Origin of the sequence: Butyricimonas muris (assembly GCF_046365375.1) — a bacterium.
In the GTDB taxonomy this organism is placed as follows: Bacteria; Bacteroidota; Bacteroidia; order Bacteroidales; family Marinifilaceae; genus Butyricimonas; species Butyricimonas muris.
Genome location: NZ_JBKEIT010000007.1, coordinates 220469 through 242643, shown reverse-complemented (window position 1 = coordinate 242643; position 22175 = coordinate 220469). Strand labels below are relative to the sequence as shown.

Below are 22175 nucleotides of genomic sequence, written 5' to 3'. Positions count from 1 at the left end.
TCCAGAGAATAAGGTAGCCTTTTTATCACTTTTCAAACATTAACGTCCTCTTCTTCTAATCCATATCAAGATCGCAAATAAGATCAAAACCAATGGAATTACTCCCATAAACAAAATCTTTGTTACAGTCATTCCTCCTTTGGTAACATAGACTTTATTATCCGGGAGTTTCGGACGACGAATATCAATAGGCACTTCTCCATCTGACATCCAAAAGAATGAGGAAGTAATTAAAGAATAATTGGATGCTTCTACCCCATTACGAGAAATACTGATCTCTCCGTTACTCAAGCAATCCGCATCTCCCAAGATAATAATCTTCTGCTCCTTGTTCCCCATGGCGCGAGAAAGAGCAACCATCGTTGGAACCTGATTCAATTCAACCTCCCCCTTATCCGGATTCATCACAGGTATTTCGTCTACAAAGTCCGTACTCTCAACCTCATTCCAAACGGTTTTCAGTGAATCAGTAACTAACAATACTGTTACCTTGAAACCGCTATTCGGTATTCCGGATAAATCCAAGCCCACGGTAGAAGGCATCGTTGCCACGTATTCATATCTATACATGTCTTTTAGTTGGTAAGAAAACTCGGCAGCCTCTTTTGTTACCTTGGACATGATAAAATCCGACTGAAAATTCTCACTTGGACTCACCAAACGTCCCGGCATAAAACGAACCCCGAATTGCTCCACAAGAGGATTCATGTACTCCTGACGCTTAGGTTCTCCCGCTATCAAAAGATTCCCTCCCCGGGCAATATAAGCATCCAAATTCTTCCGATGTGCTTCCGGCAAAACCTCCCTCACATCCGCGATAACCAAAATATTGATATCTTCAGGAATTTCTTCGTCCAAAGTAACTTGTCTGAAATCAAAACCTTGATTAATCAAAGAATAGCGGAAAGGCTTATCTTGTGCAAAACGATTATAATCTCTATCGCCTTGTTTGATACAATCACGTTCTCCGTGTCCTTCCACGAATCCCACTTGCGGCAAATCCATCACCAATCGTTTAAAAGCCGCGGTAATTTCCGTCTCGAACGGGAACACATACATATCATCATAAATACGCAAAAATGCCTTCTGCCCATTCTCTCTTTCCAATACTCGCACGAAACGATAATTTTCACCCGACAAATCTTCCAATTTGCTCACTTCATTCACATCAAGATAAATAGAAGAGTCTACACCATAATTCTGGGTGATTTTCACCATCCTCTCGCGATCATTCAAAGTAGGATAACGCTTATTCAACTCCTTCTCGTTATTTCCTTTGGCATAATAACGGACATATTTCATCTTGATATCCGGCTTAAAACGAGTATATTGCTTGAAACGTTTGATATCGCTCAACTCACTTTTCGGGAAGCCATACCACAAAAATCGATCTTCATCCAACACGTTGGCATAAGTGGTAATTGTCAAATTCCCTTTCATCTTGGACACGATTTCCTGACTATTCGGAGTCAAGGTATTTACTTTAGTCCGCGTAGCATCATAATAACACATGAATGTAGGTCGAGAACTCAAATACCCAATCGACACAGCAATCAATATCGCCGAAAAGTACCAAGAAGTACTAACGAACCAACTTTTTTTCTTACGTATCACGGTCAACCTGATTACAGTAAAAGTCAGAAACAAAACGACAACAACCAAAAAGTAAATTACATCTTCGCTACAAAGCAAACCGTTGATAAATTCACCTGAACGCCCTCGAATTGACAACCAATACGTGATATCCCGCACAAAAGCGATATCCTGCCACATACCACCCACGTAATTCAACACGGCAAATACCGCAAAGGTACCCATCGCTGCAACCACCTGATAAGAGGTCAAGGATGACATGAAAAACCCGATAGCTCCATACGCGCAAATCAACAGGTAAAGCCCTAGCAACCCTGCCAATACCGGAGGTAAATCAAATTCATGCACGAAACATACACCATAAATAACGAACAGACCAAGTACCGCAATCATCACAAGCGCATAAATCATTATTGAAATAAATTTCCCGATAACAATCTGAAAATTCGTCACTGGTGACGAGTAAAGCAACTTGATTGATCCACTACTCAACTCCCGACTCATGATACCCATGGTCAATAAAGGTATATACAAGTATAAATACCCTTGAATTTCGGGAAACAATCCCCCACGCCAAGGACTGGTAAAAGTCCCCATGGTCACATTATAAACGTAACGTCCCAATTCTTGAGAAACGACATACCCCTCAAACGCATTCACAAACGTCATGCTGGCCTGAAACGTGAAAATAATCAAGATGAACCATGCTATAGGTGAATAAAACATAGTCTGCAATTCCGTCAGGGCAATTCTTTTTATAGCTTTCATATTTCTTCCTTTACTTTGATTTTTTAGACAATTCTGCAAAAATGGCATTAAGCGAACTTTTCTCTACGCGTATCTCGTTCAAGCGCCAAGCATTTTTATAACTATATTCCACCATTTGTTCGATAACATCATTCACGTCCGAGGCTATCAACCGGAACTTCGTTCCCCCCAACTCTTCCACTCTTGTTACCCCGGGAACTTCAATCAACACTTCCGGGGCCGGAGCATCAAGTAAAGATACGAATACGGTGTTCGGGGTAATGTAATTGTCAAACTCATCCACACTACCCGAGAACACCATATGACCTTCTTCCACCATAAGAATATGATTACATATCGCTTGCACTTCGGTAAGCATATGGGTTGAAAGAATTACAGTTCTGTTCTCCGCAATCTTTTTTATCAGATTGCGGATTTCAAGAATTTGATTCGGATCCAAACCATTTGTAGGTTCATCAAATACAACCAACTCGGGACTATGAATAATTGCTTGAGCGATACCCACCCGTTGTTGGTAACCACCCGAAAGATTACGAATCAAGCGATTCCGGAAATGCAATATCCCACACTCAGTTAAAGCATTTTCCACCGCTCCCGGAATCTCGCTATCAGGCATAAGTCGAATTCCCGCGCAATGATAAAGGAACTCCTCTATCGTCAAGTCCATATGCAAAGGAGGTTTCTGGGGTAAAAAACCCATCAAACGCTTCGCCGCAACGGAATTTTCTTTTGTATTTATTCCCTTTATAAAAATATCTCCTTCAGTTTGTCTCAACACGCCACAAAGAATATTCATCAATGTTGACTTCCCCGCACCGTTTGAACCCAGCAATCCATAAATTCCCCGGGTAGGTATTTCAAAATTAATATCCCGTATTGCCCATTGTACACTATACCGATGAGAAACATTTTCAATTTTTACAATTGGTTTTTCCATAAATCTTAATTCACATATTTAAATTTCACACACAATACATTTTCCAAATACTAGTAATTGTAACCGAAAGCCCAACCGACATAACTACTAGGTTTCCAAACGACATCCGTAATTTTACCCAAACCTTTTGTCACGTGATAAGTCGCTTGCTCTCCCAAACCTTCTCCTGTAAAGAAACGATCGTACGTACCCAACAAGTGGAACTCTCCATTTTCCAACGCCACACCTATCATCCAACTCGCCGGATTTTCAGTAACACTTGTAATCCTAGAACCAAAATCCTTGAACAATCTCAAACCTCGTTCCGGAATACTCATTTCATAGAAATACAACCTGCTACCTTCTGCCACAAACATATAATCACTATCGTATTTACATTTCATGTAAATTGAATTTTCATTCACTTTACCATCAGCCGGGAATTCTACGGGTGCCTGCATTTTAGAAATCTTAAAAACACCGGAATAATCATCCACGTAAGCATAGCACTGTTGTGAATAAAGCTTGTCCCCCTTTTTCAATAGCATAAATAGTGTCGATGAATTGTAATCACTGGATGATCCTATACTAGCCACATAAACCGGAGTATACTCGCCGGTATTCCCCAGTAGTACAAAGCCATCCGGTATCGTTTCTCCATAAGTTACATCCAAAAGACGAGCCGCTGCAGATTCATTAGCTTGTGCAACCGTAGTAACCGGTATAATAGCTTTATTTGTTTCATCATATACCAGCATCGCTCCCAATTTATAGATCCATGTATCAAATATTTTCGTGATTTTCCCATTATTACCGAAATAAAGCAGATTCTCCCAACGGCATTGTCTTGAATCCATTGTTGATGCATTGATTTTTCTCCAATAAATAGATCCGTCTTTCCCGACCATATAGTGAGAAGTCAGCGCATCGATAAACTGAACCGGTTCAAAGGCTCTGGCAACCCCGGAACCGAAATCTTCATTAAAAGCATAATATTTAGAAAAATCATTTGCATTCAACACCCAATTATCACCATTCTCTTGGATTACCACGATCTCAGCGTAATTATTACTGTAACCGACCCAACCCATATCCACGGAAACCGGTTTACTACCCAACGGACTATCCGGGTGCAATTCTTGATAAAGATCGATACCATCTTCCCAAGAACACAAATACCCTCCGCCATACACCTCTCCACTTTCCGTGATATCACCATCCTCGTAATCCACGTACCCCTCATCTCCTTCATCCAGATTATAATAATTCCGGGTTTGAATAAGCATTGACAAAGCCGTCCTTCCCTCCTTTTCAGACAAGATCAACCAACCGGTCTTGAAACGTGAATTCACGGTATAACTCACGCTCACCATTGTCATCAGTTTCGTGGCACGTTCTTGCGCTATCAAGTAACCGGTGAAAGAACCAACTTCATCGGGAACAATTATCAGATTCCGTTCTCTACAAATTGTATCTCCACTAAAAACATAAAAATAATCATAAGCTAATGTATCAACTTCCGGATTCACCCATGTAATCGTGGGGAAAATTTTTACCGTATCTCCCAACGTCACCGTAGACACATTCTGTTTCGAATAATAATTAAGTTTTTCAATGTTCGAATAAATATGATCATAATGACCCTTATCTTCATAACATGCCCCGAACGCGAAGACGATCAGACATAATAGCATATACTTCGTTATCTTTTTCATATCTTCCTATTTAAAATTAACCTCCGATATAAGCGACCTTCATCTCGGTACCATCCTTCTCGTACACGGTCTGATCATTCTCCGCCATCTGCTTCAAGTAGTTTTTCAGTTTCAGTGTACAGGTTCGAATCTCGTTGGCATCATTAACATTCACGTTTACTTTTCCGTCATTTATCTTGATAAATAACTCGTACTTCATATCAGAATACTCACCCAACCAAGTTTTTACCACGGTAGAGTTCCACCAATCCGGTTTAAATATAATATTCGACACGTTGATAATTGCCACTAAACGATCTGCTTGCCCTAAAGCAAAATCTTCAGTTTCTTCCAGACACAACGTCAAACGACGGGCTACGCTAGAGAGTTCCGGTGTCTTTTTAAAAACAATCACACAAGTATCCACCACTTGACCGGCTTCCATCACAAACTTTTCCGGTAATATATAAGTACCATCCGGAGTATCAGTATAATCCTTCATCACGGAAATCTTGTATTCCCGATCCTTGTCTGAGGGAAGTCCTATCAACTTCACTTCCAACTTATACTCTGCTTGTTCCACGTTAGGATAAGCAAGAAAAGAGAAACTGGTGGAATCTTGAATATATTTCGTGAACAGGATATAATCCTTGTCGCTATATAACTTAATATCATCTTCGGAACACCCGCTCACGCTCCACGAAAACGATAAAAATAAAATATAAATCAAATACTTTCTCATAACACTTTTATTTTATTATAAATATGAAGTTTCGCCATCAGGAAGCGGTGCATACCAATTTTCAGATTTCATCTCTATATTAGTAGCTCCGTTATAAATATCCCGATTCAATCGTTTGAACATAAAAAAGGTTTGCCCTTCTGTCAAGGTTTCTCGAATAATATCGTTATACAAGATTTCAAGCAATACCTCTTTTGTCGTCTCTTGTTCAATATTCAACTTACACCCTCGCTTTGCACGCATGGTATTCAGCAATTCAATGGCTTCACGTCGTTCATTACGGTGCAGCAACATACATTCCAATTGAATGTGATACAATTCAGAAAAACGCAATAACGGCAATAGCGGACCTTGATCACTCACAGAGGCAGACACCGAAGATGAAGTGGATTGCGGGCGTTCCCATACCAACCAACGCTTATTATTGTTGTACCGACCGGTCACACCGTTTGTTCCATACATGCCACGCAAACGATAATCATCCTCATCTCCCTTAAACAAAGATGCCAAGTAATTAGCATTCATCACAAAACAGTTGGCATAAGAACCCGTCGTATAAGCTTCCCAGTTATCATAGCTATTGTTATTGGAAAAACAAAGTAATAACTCGTCAAAACGTTTAGGATATTGGCTGGCTGCATTAGATGAATATTGATAGCTACTGCTTGTCCAACGATACCACCCGGCATTAACAAATTCCAATGCTTCCAGCGCACGTTCATAAGCCTTGTCATAATCCCCTTTATAAAGATACATACGTGCCAACAATCCCGTAGCCGCCATATAATTCATCCGCATTCCCCGATAACTTACAAAATCATTAGGCGGAGCGGATGAATACGTGCTCGACTGGTAGATCCGTCCGGAAGTACTTTGGTTCCAACTCAAACAAAAAATAGTATCCACCGGGGCCAAAATCCCTTTTGCTTTCTCCATATCGGCAATAATACTTGCAAGCACATCATTCACACTCTTGTGTTCAGGCTGATGATCCGGATAAGTGGTCACGTAAGGCATTGCTAACCCTGTCGGGTTCGTCACCGGAGCAGGAGCAAACAAACGTAACAAATCAAAATGCATCATGGCACGAATGCCATACATCTCACCTAAAATCATATTCTTCTCCATACTTCCAAATTCGAAAAAGGAAGTGTCTTTCTTGGAAATCTCTTGAATAATATTGTTACAATTAGCAATCACATTGTATCCTTTAGCCCAAATATTAGTCATAATTGTTTGTACCCCCGAATACTCCCACGTGTATTTAGAAACATTATAATAGTTCGTACCCAAATTACTTGAAGAGGTAGAATTGTAATTATTTCCCAACACACTCGCTACCCCCCATGTTAATTCCCGTCCATATAATGAAGTTTCAGACAACAAACGATAAACCCCGTTCACGTACATATGAACACCATTTTGCGATTCAAAAGTTTCATCTTGCAGCATCTCCTGCTTGGAAGATACATCCAGGAACTCATCACACGAATTGAAGAAACCTAGAGGCAATAATAATAACAGATATATTAACTTTTTCATTTCTCTCTTTGTTTTAGTTAGAAACTAGCATTCAACGTAAATGTAAACGTCCGGGCAAACGGATAAGACAACCCCATCTCTTGCTTGATGGTCGACCACGTGTCGATATCCTTCATGTTAAATTGCAATTTCAATGTACTCAGTCCCACACGACGGATTAACTCGCGATTAAAGTCATAACTCAAAGACAAGGAATTGAAGTTCACGAAATTATTTTTCTGCACGAAACGAGATGTCGGACGAGTCACATTATACCGATCCTTCAACGCCTTTAACGGACTCACATCACCCGGCTCCTGCCATCTATCCAACACCACCCGGTAATCAGCGTTATAAGCGTTCAAATCCACATTCTCCACGTTACTGATCAAAGTACTATTATAAGCATCTCCACCCCATTCATACAGGAACGTCGTGTACATAGTGAAATTTCGCCAACGCAAATTAACACCGAAAGCACCTTGAGCCCAAGGCTCCGAATCCCCCACTTTCTGCTGTTCGGCAGAAGACCAATCATAAGTCAAAGTTCCATCACGTTTCACGTAGATTTCCTGTCCGTCCGCCGGGTTTATACCGATAGATTTCATTCCATAGATTGCCGTCAGCGAATTTCCCTCCTCATACTTCATATAAGGCTTCATATACGGTTCGTTTTTCTTTATGGTACTCATGATCGTTTGCATTTTCGAACCTTCCGCGATCTCTTTGTACCCGGCATAAAATTCATCAATCCGCTCATTATATCGTTTCAATGTTTCGGAAATAGATTTCAATCTATTCTTGTTATGCGCCAAGTTTCCGAAAAGAGAAACATCCCAATCCTTCGTAGAATACACGCGCCAATTCACATCTACCTCGAATCCCTTGTTCTCGACTTCCCCAATGTTATCCGTGTAGACCGAGAACCCGGAAGAAAGCGGCAAAGAAACTTCTGTCACCAAATCTTTCGTATTCTTGATATAATAATCAAACTTTATCATCACCCGATTGAACAACCCGATATCCGCACGGAAATTCCACGTCAACAATTTTTCCCACGTCAGGTTTTCATTTCCCATCGCCACCAAAGAAGCTCCGATTCCGGTTGGATACCAGTCATCCAACATCGCGTTCAACGTATTACGAGCTACATAAGGCTGGAAATTTGATTTACCGGTTTCTCCTACGCTGGCAGAAACTTTCAGATTATTCAACCAGCCGTACTTTTGCATATACTGATAATTGTGAATGTTCAATCCCGCTCCCAATGACCAGAAAGGAGCATATTTACGATCTGTACCGAACTCGGAAGAACCGTCAAAACGATAAGAAGCATCAAACAAATAGATATCATTCAAACTATAGTTCAAAATCGCAAATCCTCCTAACAAACGCGTTTCATTATCCGACATCGTAGGCTTCTTCACGATCTCGTAAGCGTATGCCTCGGAATGATGGTCCGCATCCGGAAAACCACGATAATGAGAATAAATATACTTCGTACTCGTTGATTTAATATTTATACCGGCAGAGAAGTTTATATTATGTATTCCTATCGAACGATTGTAAGAAAGAAATGCATTCCCGTCCCAACTATTAGTTTTCGTTTCGGTTTTTATCAATTCACCCTTACTGAATAACTGCCCCCGTTCAGTATAAGTACCCGAAGTTGGAGATGTAAAATTTTCCGTCCAAGCGTCATTTAAAGTAACCGCCACTTGGGCTTTAACCATCCAATGTTCATTAAAGAACCAATTGACAGACAAATTATTCGTCCACTCCTTATATCCGTTCTTGCTGAAATTTCCCTGCTTGGCTTCATATAACGGATTCTTAACAGAAGTTGCCCCGTTAGAAATCAATTCCACCCATGAACCATCGTCATTCAACCAATAAGCATAAGGTTGTTTACGGGAATAATCGGAAAAAGAACCATAAGGAGAATTCTCGTTCTTCATCACGTTGTAGTTCACTTGATTTTTCACTTGCAAACCCTTCCAACGATAATCCAATGTCAATCCGGCACCAATACGATCGCGATAAGATTCCTTCATAACACCGTTTTGATTATCGTAACGCAACTCCACTCCAAAACGAATATTCTCAGCCCCTCCCTCCACGTACACACTGTGTTTATGATTAAACTGCGTCTGCAATGGTTGTGACAACCAATAGGTATCCTTTCCTTGTAACACGTAATTCAACTTTTTGATATAAGCACTGTAAGCACTTCTCCACCAACTATCCCAACTACTTTCATAAGAAATTGCATTTTCCGGTTCAAATAAACCGGCAGCAACTTCTGCCGCTAATTTATCTTTAGCATTCATCAAGTTATAACTGCTCAAATCAGGAGCCGTAATCTCTAAATTACCATTGTAATTCACTGTCAATTCGCCCGGTTTTGGAGCCACCGTTTCGATCACAATCACTCCGTTAGAAGCGCGGGAACCGTACATAGCCGTGGCAGCAGCATCTTTTAGAATTGTGATATCCTTAATACGGTTAAGATCCATGTCATAAATCTTCTGCACGGAAACCTCGAAACCATCCAATATAAAAATCGGCGTATTCGGATTATTGGTTAAAGCATACTTTGACACATCTTCCGCTTCCAACGCATCCAACTCTCTTACATTAGAAATTCCTGAACGACCTCGTACATAAAATTCCGGCAACGTATTGGGGTCCGACCCCATATCGTTATTCCTCATCACACGCAAAGAAGGATCGAACACCTGCAAAATATCAATCACGTTTGAAGCCCCCACTTTCATGATATCCTCTTTTTTCACGTGAGTAGCGCTCCCCGTGAAACTGGACTTCTTGATATTCATGTATCCGGTAACCACCACCTCATCGATCTTCTGCTCATCATCCTTCATCACGATATTCAAATCTTTGCGCTCTTCGCCGGCTTTCAGCTTCACACTTTGGGTTTTCATTCCCACGAAAGTAAAAACGAGGGTTACAGTATCTTGAGGCAATGCTATTTTAAATGCCCCCTTGACATCAGTAACAACACCTAGCGAGGTTCCTTTAATCATCACCGTTACTCCCGGCAAAGGAATCCCTTTCGTATCCTTCACTATTCCCTGAGCTACAATTGTTTTCTCTTTCTTCTCGTCATCTTTTTCCCCCTTCCTCGTGATTATTATAAGCTCATCACGAAACTTGAAAGTTAAATCCGTATCTTTCAAAACACGTCTTAAAACTTCCTCTACCGTTTCATTCTTTACTTGTAACGATAATTTCCCCAATTGATCCGTCTGTAGCGGATTAAAGATAAAACACAGTTTGGTTTGTCTCTGAATTTCATCCAGCAATACTTTTACCGTAACATTCTTCAGATTTAACGTTACTCTTTCCTGTTGTGCCAAGGAATTAGCGGAAAGAGAAAAGGTAAAACCGCAAATTAACAAGAAACACAATCTCATAATCATCCATTTTTTTTTCACATGCTCTCGACTCAATCGATAGCATAATCGATTTTTTTTCATACATTTGTAAATTAAACAGTTCAACATTCCCAAAGCCCAACTCCAACAAGGGCCTATGGGGTAGAATCAACGGGAGGCCTTCAACACCTTCCGTTTTTATTTCGATACAACAATCGTTCGGTCATTTATAGAAAATTGCACTCCCACGACATCCGTGATTGCTCTCAAAATCTCGTCTATCTCGCTATATCGTTTCATATAGCCGGTAAAAATCATTTTTTTTACAGATTCGGCTTGGAAAAAAACATCCACGTTATACCATAAAGACAGCGTACTCATAATTTGCTCCAATGTTTCGTTCTCGAAAGCAAAATACCCGTCTTTCCAAGCCACATATTGACGTACATCAACTTTCCTCAATGTAATCTCCCCGTCCTTTCTGTTTCCGCAAGCTAACTCTCCCGGTTTCATGATTATTTCATCTCCATGCCGTTTATCGCAGATTCCCACCTTTCCGCTCAACAACACGGCTTGTACTCCCCGTTCCAAATGCGTATTCACGTTAAACTCTGTCCCGTACACCCGAATCACCACGTCATCCGCCACGACATAAAAAGGTCTGCTCTCGTCCTTGCTTACTTCAAAATAAGCCTCTCCTGAAAGATAAACTTTTCGTTCTTTTTGATCGAACACCATCGGATACCTCAAATCGGTCGCAGAATTCAAGTACACTCTTGTCCCGTCAGAAAGAGTAATTTTAAATTCTCCTCCCCGGGGAATTTTTAACGTGTTTATCATTGTCCTCTCTTCCACTATCATCGTTGAATCATAAATCAAATTCCCTTCTTCACGTTTCACTACAAGCCCGTCTCCCATTTTTATCTCTTCCTGCTCCACCTCCTTTCTCAACTCATACACCTCTCCATTAGCCGCGATCAAAGTTGCCTTAGAAACACCCGGCTGAATCACGCTCTCCATGCCAGAAGCCGATTCTCTCTCTTCGTGAAAATTTACATCCCAAAACCATAAAACACCCAAAGTCAAAGGCATTATTACGGCAGCATACCACAACATCCGCCTTATTGTCCGTAGCTTACTCTTACGTTTTCTCAATTCTTTGAACTGCAACCATGCTTCTTCGTCATTCAACTTATTAAACACAGCCATTTCCGACCCCAAACTCAATTCCTTCTTGATTTTCTCAAAAAGTAGCTGATTTTCCCGCTCCTCCTCCAACCATACATCCAACTTATGTCGGTCTTCCGAAGAAAGCACACCCAATAAACAATTCCGAATTAATTGAATAATATTTCCTTCACTCGTGTACATGACGTCTATTAATTTACCCCATATACAACAAGAGGTATAAAAAGTAGCAAAAGAAATTCAAAATTTTTTAGGAATAAATCAAATCTCTCGCATAAACATATAAAAAAGGAATAAATTCCCCATGTACTCTTTCAAGCAACGAAGGGCATTTTGCTTATGGGACTTGACTGTTAGAACAGATATACCCAAGACTTCGGCAATCTCCTCGTTCTTTTTCCCTTCCAGATGTAACTCAAAAACCGCACGACACTTCTCGGGTAACGCACGAATGGCAATGTACAATTCACGATACACTTCCTCTTGAAGCAAATTATAACTCTCTTCTGCCTCTTCCCCTACCTGTTTAGCGTAAGACAAGTATCTATCCTCCACCTGCTTGTGTTTCAAATAATTGAAACATCTGTTTTGCACCAGATCATAAAGATAAGCCTTGAAACCATGATAAGAATTATACGTTTTCTTACCCTCCCACACCGAAATAAAAACTTCCTGCACAATATCCTCTGCCACCTCCTGCTGTCCCACCCGACGCATGGCAAACATGACAAGATAAGACCGGAATTTCATGAACATCTCATGAAACGCCCGTTCCTCCTTTTCGTTAATCCGACGAACAAAATCATATTCGACACCATTCATTTCCACACCAGCAGAATTTTCAACAAAGATATGACTGCCGGAGGAGAAATAAAAATTTATTTCGGATAAACGGATTAAAAAAATCGAAAATACCTACTCTAACCTTATAAATTTCACGGCATCCGCCACGATAGCTATTTCATCTCGTCCGCAAATCTCCTTATCCGAAAGCGTCACGCTCATCTCTCCCTCCGGCAAATCATACTCCCCGAGGGAAACCCAGCGTGAACTATCGAACCTTCCAGGCAACTCCACGTCCAAATTCACCTCCACCTCCTGCCGTTGCCCAGCAAAGGAGAGCGTGTAATAATAAATGATTCCATCAAGTGGCGGAATTTTCTCGTCGCCAGACCACATCCTCGTGAACGCCTTGTAGACCTTGGCCAGCACCCGGTAACGCCCCTCCTCCGGGATATTTGTCCGCCACGTGGCGGACGATTTACCCTTGCCTCCAGCAATGTAATGATAACCGCGTATCGAATCTCCATACGCTTCGACATTAATCACCCGTTTCCAATGCGTGGCATCCCCTCCCCTCTGCGTGCTGGACACAAGCATCGGTTTCTCCTTTCTCATGCGCTGAAGCCAAGTGAGATTGCCATCCCGCAACTCAAAGCCCTTGTCTTGATCGTCCACCACCTCGCCAGTGTCCTCCCTTTCCATAAATTCCGACACGGGTATCGTGCGCCACTCCTCTCCCAACTTCCAAGCATCATCCCATTTCCCCGACTGATCTTTTTTAAAGTTAAAAATGGCAGGACGATTTGCCGACAACCCGGTATTGATACTCACCACGTCCTTATCGGTCACCAACGTGAAGACTTTCGCTTCCCCCGCCTCTATGTAACAAATACTACGCTGGACATTATTAAAAGCCCCGTACTCCACGATGACATACCCTCCGCTTCTCCCTGCATTCAATATCTTTGCTTCCGCTCTGCGATATTGAGTTCCCGGTTCCTTATAAATCACCGCATCTTTCACCTTAAAATATTGCTCATGCGTTGTCGTGATCCAATCCTCTATGATACCAACGACATCTACCCCCCAACGCTCTTGCCACCCTCGCATCAAATCATCATAAGCCACCTCTCCCTCCCCGTAATCATACAAACTATCCAAACTTGCCCGCAACTCTCGCATCGGGATTTTCATCATCAACCGCATCCATAAATCTTGCTCTTTCTCAACTAAATTATTCAATTCTTTTCCATCTGCCACAATCTCCAACAACGACCGCCCGATAAAATCATCCAAATACTCCTTTGTGTCACCCAATGCCTCCCAAGGTAATCCTTGGGCAGAACTCGAATAACTCCGGACCAATTTATCGAACATCTTACCCATGAAAGGATATTTTTTACAATACACCCGAATAGGTTCCTCGTCCCACACGGTTATCCCGACATGATCATTCTCTCTATGTACCTTTTCCCCTCCAATTCCCCAGAAAGGATGACTATCCCATCCCGTTTCCCGTGAAGTAAATATCGCACGATACCATCTCACCAGCTCCTCTACCCTCCCGTCAAGTTTCCAAACATCACCCACCACTTTTTTCCCCTCCAATATATGAATGATATCCATATCAAACCCTCTCTCCCGCCAAAAAATCATGCCGGGCTCCACCAATCCGCTTTCCGTTTTCCCCGCATGAGCGTCCAAGCGAAACGAAACCGGCACCTCCAACAGGTACAAGTAAGGCTCACTCTCGTAATACCAACTCGTTGTAGCGTTCTTTTTCCACTCGTTATAACCGACCAACGTGTCATTCCATAAAGCGATCCAAGGCTTTTTATCAATCCCCGTGACTCTTTTCACTATCTCATCTTGCTCGCTCACGGCATTCACCTGGAGTCCAAATTGCTCATCCATCGGAATCACATGAGATACATAATTTGCCCCACAAATGGAAATTCCGGACATACCCGCTTCTTCACACATGAATACAATACTCTCCTCTTGTTTCAGCGACTTACCTTGTGAAATCACCACCCGCTGCAAAGGATGCTTGACAACCAAGCGAAAACGGGTGAAATCCCGTCCCGTCGCCAACGGCATCAACGGGTTCACCGGCGGCAAAGCCACGGGATACCACACGACGGCTGGCGTCAACAATAATAGACTCTCCTCCACGAAAGCCCCCGTGCGCCCTTGGGCAAAAAAATGATCCCCACCCAAAGCATCCTCGTAAACGACATCCGTCAAGTGTATATCGCAGAACCTATCATCTACCCGTCCCCCGTAATCCACCTCTACTCTCGCCGAATCCCCCGCTTCCAAACCGCTCGCAATTGTCAACACTTGCCAGTCCCGATGCCACTCCGCACTCTTCCCGTCCACTTGCACCCCCGTGACATCCAATCCCGGGTTCAAGAAGAGTGTAATTTGTTGCAATGCCTCTCGATTCCGGTTAACCACAACCATATCACTTTGTACACTCAACTCCTTCCCCTCTTGCTCCAGCACGATGGCGTGTTTCTTTACCCGGCAAGTCGTTTCATCCCAATGCCGCACGAAAGCCTCCCGACACCCCGAGCGGAACAAACGATCCCGGTAAAAACCACACTCCAGAACCACTCCACACCCCACGCCAACAACGACCAACATTATACCGAATAACATATACACTCGCCCCGTGCCATGCCGGTTCGGTAATCGCTTCATCCCGCTCACGCTCCACGCCAACAATCCCATCCCGCTCAAAAGATAAATCAACCGGTGCAAGGCATAACGCCCCGGGTTCAAATGTCCCACCATCTCGGAAAAAAGAGTCGGCACCCCGCATCCCGTGTAATCCAACGTCCCGTGCTGCCAATAAGGCAACACCAGAATACACCCCAACCACCAGCACACGGGCAACACGATACTCCCCCAATGCCACTTCACCACATTCCCGAGCCACAATGTCATTCCCGCCACGAACACCCACACCGGGATATTTAACGTCAACAGGTAAAACAAGTAATACTTACACCCCACGGGAGCGAAACTCGTCAAGTTCACGGTCAACACCGACACGAGAATCACGATGACATTCAACAGCAAAAAGAGCAGGAAGTTCCCCACTAGCACTCCCCAATAATACGTTACGTTATCATAAGGCCGTGTTTGAAATACCTCCCTTCCTGCCAATCGCCTCATTCTACGGGAAGCTTCCGCCATCATCACGATTAAAAACAATGATTGCACCACGCTAAAAAGATAAGCGTTCATCAACGGCATCGAGCAAGGCAATGCCACCGCCCTCCAGTTCACACAATTCCCCTCCCCTTGCCAGTACACGTGACACACCACAATACCTACCAACACCAACAAAGCAAACACCCGAAAAACCCAACTCCGAAGTTGTTGTTTCATTTCATACCTAACGATACATATCATTTCCCGCAAACTTTCCATAAACATCCGTATTACATCAATTACTTCACATTCATTTTCCCGTTATAATCTCCACCACCCGCTCGTTTTCAACAATCATCATCCCAAGCCTATCATTCGAAATCCCCTCTTCCAACCGGTAGGTATACGTGGGTATCTTTCCTTTCATCACAGTCGGCAAACACACAAACCTAAAATGCTCACTCTTTTCTGCCAACGTAAATCCCGCCTCCGTAATATGCGTGGAAACCATGTAAGAACAATTTCGGCTACTTCCAAAAGCCGTTATCACAGCCACTGTCGCATCATAAGCATCTTTCACATTCGTACCCTTGAACAACTCGTCAAAAATAATTACCAGATTTTTCCCTGCACACACCTCCTCCGCAACACGCTTCACCCGTGCCACTTCGGCATAAAAATGACTGTACCCCAAATTCAAATGATCCGACACGTTTATCGAAGAGTACAACCCGTCCTGTACCGAGAACTCCATCACTTCCGCCGCCACGGGAAAACCTATATGCGCCAAGTAAACAGCCACTCCAAATGCTTTCATAAGTGTCGACTTTCCCGCCATATTCGCCCCGGTCAGGAACGACACGTTGCGCTCGTGGTCTATCCGAATAGAATTGCCCACAGCTCCCACCATCAACGGGTGAGAAAAACCTTTCACGTCAATTCGATTCACCCCTTCTTCCTTACCATACGCCACAGCCCTGACAAACCTCATCTTTTTCGCTACAGTCGCCACGGCAACATACACGTCCGTGTAATAAATAATCTCCAGCAAACGCCTTAACTCTTTCCGGCAAACACGACGCAACAAATAATCGTAACGGGCAACCTCCGACATAGAAAACCCTCCATTTCCTCGTTTCCCGAGTAACGGACGCAACAACTTATTCTCCACAATCCCCCTCGTTTCCCGTATCACCCTGTTATAAACCGAATCCCCGTCACCTTTATCCAACAAAGCGTTAAACTCCACACACACCCGCAACAACTCTACAGTATCCACAATCCCCGCATAAATCATATCATACACCTTCTCTTTCGCCACACAACGAAAAAGCTTCAAACAACAAACTTTCAAATACGCTATTCCGCGTATAGCGGAAACCTGTATCCCCAGATAGCGCTCCACCCTATCCACCAATTCCCTAGTAAACGGAAACGCCACTCCTGATTCTTTGAAAAACTCAAACACCTTCCCCCGTTCATTTATTGCATTCGCATCTGTCAAAGGATGTTGAAACATACGTTCCAAAACCTGCTCCCCACCTCGTGTACAAGTATGATTAAACAGGTTGAATATCGAGCGGTCTTTAAATTTCCCGAGGATATGCAAATCCGCCAAAGTCTGTTTATCTACCACGAACTCTTCTTGCGCCTTCCCGCACTCCCGTTTGACTTTCAACATCTCCACTATCCCCTCCTTTTCTATAATCGCCATCCCGTACCTGTCATTCGAGATTCCTCGCTCCAACGTGTAAGGATAAACCAGCCTTCCATCCTTCTCCATTGTAGGGAGATACACGAAATTCACGTTAACATTCCTCTCCCGCAACACCTCTCCCGCCTCGATTATATGAGTCGAGATTAAAAACATACAATCCCTTCTCGCGGCAAAAGCTCCAGCAACAGCGACCGTCGCATCATGAGCATCTTTAACATTCGTTCCCCGGAACAACTCGTCAAAAACCACAATCAAATTCCCCAATCGCCGGACCTGCTCCGCCACCTTTCTCACCCGCAATACTTCGGCATAAAAATGACTATAGCCCAAGTCTAAATTATCCGGTAAATTAATTGTCGTGTATATCCCGTTCCGGACACTGAACTCCATTCGCGACACCGGTAACGGAAAACCCATATGCGCCAAAAACAGGGTAATGGAAAAAGCCTTCATCAACGTCGATTTTCCCGCCATATTTGCCCCCGTCAGGAAAATCATATTGCTATTCCCGTCCACATTCAGCGTGTTTCCCACGGCACCCTCAAGCAAAGGATGATACATACCCTCCGCGTGCAACTCGTTCGCCTCCGGTTCCAAGGCTCGCCCAAAAACAAATCCCCGCTTCCGTGCCACCTCGGCAACAGAAATATAAACGTCTATCTCATGCAGATAACGAAGCAATTTCTTACATTGCTCATTTCCATCGAACCTAAAACGAGAGTCATAATCGACCATCTGAGAGTATGACAACTTTTTGGGATTTTTCAACGACAAAGCCCACGCCAAATTCGGCTCCCTCAATATCTCCGACATCTGTTCATACTCTTCCCTGTACTCATCCGGTACCCGTTTTTTCGCTACCGATTGCAACAACTTCTCCGCTCCCTTCACGACACGAATCCCGGCAAGTACCCCCTTCTGCAACAACGCGTACTCTCTCTCGCGCCTCGAAAACTTACGCATCTTACACTCCAAGGTATTCTTCTCCGCCGCCAACCGTGTACGCCTATCCTGATTACCCAAATAATACTCGAAAGCATTAAACCACTCCGGCATAAACGGAAACTCGATCTCCCGCTCTTGAAAATAACGGATCACGGCTCCGCGTCTATTAATTTTCTGAGCATCCGCCAACGGATAACAAAACATATCTTTCAATACCAAAGCCCCACCCCGGGTTCTTGCTTTAAACAAATCATACACCGAGGATCTGCCCCCTTTCCCAAAAATTCCGAGATCATCTAATGTCTGTTGGTCCGTTACAAATGCCATAATATCAAATTTATCAATCCAATTTCACCCATTTCACCGCATCAGCCACAATTGCCACCTCTTCACGCCTACGCACCTCTTTATCTGAAAGCGTCACGCTGGCCTCACCCGCCGGGAAATCAAATTCCCCAAGCGAAGTCCAAGCAGAAAACTCCTTGGTTCCGGATAAACAATAATCCAGATTAATTTCCACTTCCCGCTCTTGCCCTCCAGCAGCCACCGTATAATAATAAATAACCCCATTTACAGACGGTCTTTTTTCGTCCTGATTTCTAACCCACTTCTTCGTGAATGCCTTGTACACCCTAACCATCACCCGGTAACGTCCCGCCTCTGGAATATTCAACCGCCACGTTGCTGTCGACTTCCCAGAACCACCAATAATATAATGATACCCCCGGATCGAATCGCCACATGCGTTAACATCTATCACCCGTTTCCAACGCCGATCCATATCGCCCATTTGAGAATTCTTAACAAGCGGAGGCGAAGTCTCCCGACATTGTTGAAGCCACGAGCGAGAACCTTCCTTTAAACGAAAGCCCGTGTCCGAGTCATCCACGATAAACTCGTTCGGGTTTTCCCCTTCCAAGAACTCCGACACGGGTATCGTGCGCCACTCTTCCCCGAATTCCCAAGATACCGAATTTTCAATATTTTCCCTTTGAAAATTGAATGATGTCGGACGATTAGCAGCCAAAATAGTGTTAATACTCGTGATAGATTCGTTTGTCACCAATGTGAAAGCCTTCGCCTCCCCGGGATTCAAATAACAATTGCTACTTTGTATCTTTATAAAAGAACCATATTCTATGGAAACAATCCCACCATCCTTTCCGGCATTCATGATTTTTCCCTCGCATTTATAACGTCTGAAATCTTTGTCAAAATAACACACGGCATCCTTCACTTTGAAATATTGTCTATGCTTCGTGGTTAGCCAATCCGCAATAATCCCCTCCACATCCGTGTTCCAACGCTTCGCCCACTTCCGCATCAAGGAATCATAATCCACTTCTCCCTCGCTATAATCGTATAAGCTATCCAAACTTTGACGCAATTCATCCTTGGGAATCTTCAACGTCAAACGATACCACAAATCATTCAACTTTTCCCGTAACTCGAATTTTTCGTTATTCGCCAAAAGCTCGACCAAAGAGCGTCCAACAAAAAAATCACTTTGCTTTTTGACAAACGAAATACCCAACAAATCAGGCACCCCAAGCGATGATTCCAAATCTTCTAAAAAGAAATCATTCCATATTTTACCCATAAAAGGATATTTGGAAGAATGCACCCAAACCCTCTGCACTTCATCCAAAGATTTTCCATTATGATCATTCTTTATCAAGTCCCTCGTAGTTTTCGAATTGTTCTTTCCGATTCCCAATAAAGGATGACTATTGGACGGGGTACGGGAAGAACCGAATATATTATCATATAAAACATTGGTAACCCCGAACAAAGTATCCATATACCACATTTCCTTGTCATTCATTATGGGTCCGATACTCATATCAAACCCACGTTCCCGCAAGAAGACCATTCCCGGTTCCACCAACCCGCTTTCGGTCTTTCCGGTATGGTTGTCTAACCGGAAAGAGACGGGCACCTCAAACAAATACAGGTAAGGTACCTCTGGGGTATACCAATTTTTAGACAAACAATTTTTCCATAGACCATACCTATTGGATTGGGAAGTCCACGTCCACGTGGCAATAAAATCCTCCCGGCTCATGGTCGAGTATCTCTTCTCGAATACACTTCCCCAACTCGGTGAGTTCAACTGCAAATTCAACGACATGTCCGTCGGTATCTCGTAACGTCGCTCGTTCACCCCGCACAAGGAAATCCCGTGCAACACCTTCCGGTTCTCGAAAACTACACTCTCTTTTCCCTTCACGGGCACTCCCTGCGAGATCACCTCTCGCTGCCGGGGATGACGTACCTCCAAATGGAAACGAGTAAAATCACGCCCCGTCGCTATCGGCATCAAGGGATTCACCGGCGGAATCGCCACCGGGTACCATACGCTCGCCGGTGTCAACACCAACAAATCATCCTCCACGAAAGCACCCTGCCTGCCCGTCGCGTAGAACCGGTCATGATAGAAAGCGTCCTCGTAAAGCGAGTCCCGCAAGTGCAAGTCACAAAAACGGTCATCGATATGCCCCGAGTACTCCATCCGAAGTCGCAAGGAATCGCCAGCCCCCAACGCTCGAGCGATAGACAACACCTGCCCCTCCCGCCGGTATTCAAGCATCCCGTCTCCCGTGCTCAATCCCGTCACCCGCAATCCCGGGTTCAGGAAAAGAACAATCCGCTCCAACTGCTCCCGCCCCGGGTTATAAACCGTCATATCGCTCTGCATAGCCAACGTGTTCCCAGATTGTTCCACTGTAATTGCGTGACGGCTCACCCGGCAAGTACGCTCCTCCCAATTCCGGACAAAACTATCCCGCCACGACTCCCGGGACTGACGGTCCCGGTAATAAGTATACTCCAGCATCCCCCCGCACAACACTCCCGCCACCACGAGCAACACCCCGACCGACACGTGTCCCTTACGCCTGCCCGGGCAGTTCGGAATCCGCCTCATCAGGTTTGCACTCCACACCAATAACCCCATACCCACGAACAGGTATGCCAACCGGTGCAACGCGTAACGCCCCGGGTTCAAATGACCCGTCACTTCCGAGAACAGGTTGGGCACCCCACTGGCAAGGTAATCTAACGTCCCGTGCTGCCAATAGGGCAACACGAAGATACTCCCCAACCACCAGATCACGGGAATCGCTATCGCCAGCCAACGGGAACGCACCACGCCGCCCAACCACAGCGTCAGCCCAGCCACGAACACCCACGCCGGGATATTCAACGTCAACAAGTAAAATAGGTAATACTTCCACCCCACGGGAGCCAGGCTCGTCCAATTCACCAGCACCACCGAAAAGAGTATCACGACCACGTTCAACAACAAAAACAGCAAGAAGTTCCCGGCAACCACTCCACGGTAATACGAATCGTTATGAAACGGGCGCACCTGTATCGCCTCCACCGCCCCCGTCCGGTTTACCCGACCCGGGATGCCGGACATCATCACAACGAGAAACAACGATTGCACGCCCCCCCAAAGGTAAGCGTTCATCAACGGCATCGAGCAAGGCAACGCCACCACCTTCCAGTTCACGCAATTTCCCTCCCCTTGCCAATACACGTGACACGCCACGATACCTACCAACGACAACAAGGCAAACACCCGGAAAACCCAACTCCGAAGTTGCTGTTTCATTTCATATATAACAATACATATCATTTCCCGTAAATCTTTCATAACATCTGTATTAAATTAAACTTCTCTCCCCTCCAAAAAATAATCCAATAAAATAAAAGTGGTCAAACTCTTTTTACGAGCACGTAA

The 22175-nt window shown here is 44.0% G+C and carries 11 protein-coding genes; all 11 read right to left on the bottom strand.

Translation table 11 applies throughout. The annotated features are described in order from the left end of the window. Positions 1 to 39: 39 nt before the first annotated feature. Entirely contained in the window at positions 40 to 2361 is a 2322-nt protein-coding gene (locus tag ACK8P8_RS13355; RefSeq protein WP_410025972.1) for a Gldg family protein, read from the bottom strand. Between the two features lie 10 nt (positions 2362 to 2371). Next, the gene (locus tag ACK8P8_RS13350; RefSeq protein ID WP_099291022.1) at positions 2372 to 3298 is read right to left on the bottom strand and encodes an ABC transporter ATP-binding protein; all 927 of its coding nucleotides are present in this window, start codon (positions 3296 to 3298) and stop codon (positions 2372 to 2374) included. Between the two features lie 50 nt (positions 3299 to 3348). Beyond that, positions 3349 to 4992: a PKD-like family lipoprotein gene (locus tag ACK8P8_RS13345; RefSeq protein ID WP_186974628.1), complete on the bottom strand. Its 1644-nt coding sequence runs from the start codon at positions 4990 to 4992 to the stop codon at positions 3349 to 3351. A 16-nt stretch (positions 4993 to 5008) separates the two neighbouring features. Further along, a complete protein-coding gene (locus ACK8P8_RS13340) occupies positions 5009 to 5713 on the bottom strand; it encodes a DUF4843 domain-containing protein (RefSeq protein WP_099291024.1) in 705 nt (234 codons plus the stop codon). A gap of 15 nt (positions 5714 to 5728) precedes the next feature. After that, positions 5729 to 7255, bottom strand: a complete 1527-nt coding sequence (locus tag ACK8P8_RS13335; protein ID WP_227215788.1) for a RagB/SusD family nutrient uptake outer membrane protein — start codon at positions 7253 to 7255, stop codon at positions 5729 to 5731. A gap of 17 nt (positions 7256 to 7272) precedes the next feature. Beyond that, on the bottom strand, positions 7273 to 10734 hold the full coding sequence (locus ACK8P8_RS13330) for a SusC/RagA family TonB-linked outer membrane protein (protein WP_369859721.1): 3462 nt from the start codon (positions 10732 to 10734) through the stop codon (positions 7273 to 7275). A gap of 96 nt (positions 10735 to 10830) precedes the next feature. Next, positions 10831 to 12003 carry a FecR family protein gene (locus tag ACK8P8_RS13325; RefSeq protein WP_303181671.1) on the bottom strand — a complete coding sequence of 391 codons (1173 nt, stop codon included), beginning with the start codon at positions 12001 to 12003 and terminating at the stop codon, positions 10831 to 10833. A 78-nt stretch (positions 12004 to 12081) separates the two neighbouring features. Next, positions 12082 to 12642 (bottom strand): RNA polymerase sigma-70 factor, encoded by a 561-nt coding sequence (locus ACK8P8_RS13320; protein WP_227215822.1) that lies wholly within the window; start codon positions 12640 to 12642, stop codon positions 12082 to 12084. Positions 12643 to 12735: 93 nt separating this feature from the next. Next, positions 12736 to 16044, bottom strand: coding sequence for a golvesin C-terminal-like domain-containing protein (locus tag ACK8P8_RS13315; protein WP_369859720.1), 3309 nt, complete (start codon positions 16042 to 16044; stop codon positions 12736 to 12738). Between the two features lie 31 nt (positions 16045 to 16075). Next, positions 16076 to 18754: a MutS-related protein gene (locus ACK8P8_RS13310; RefSeq protein ID WP_369859719.1), complete on the bottom strand. Its 2679-nt coding sequence runs from the start codon at positions 18752 to 18754 to the stop codon at positions 16076 to 16078. A 13-nt stretch (positions 18755 to 18767) separates the two neighbouring features. After that, complete coding sequence (locus ACK8P8_RS13305) at positions 18768 to 22088, bottom strand: golvesin C-terminal-like domain-containing protein (protein ID WP_369859718.1); 3321 nt, start codon at positions 22086 to 22088, stop codon at positions 18768 to 18770. Positions 22089 to 22175: the final 87 nt, after the last annotated feature.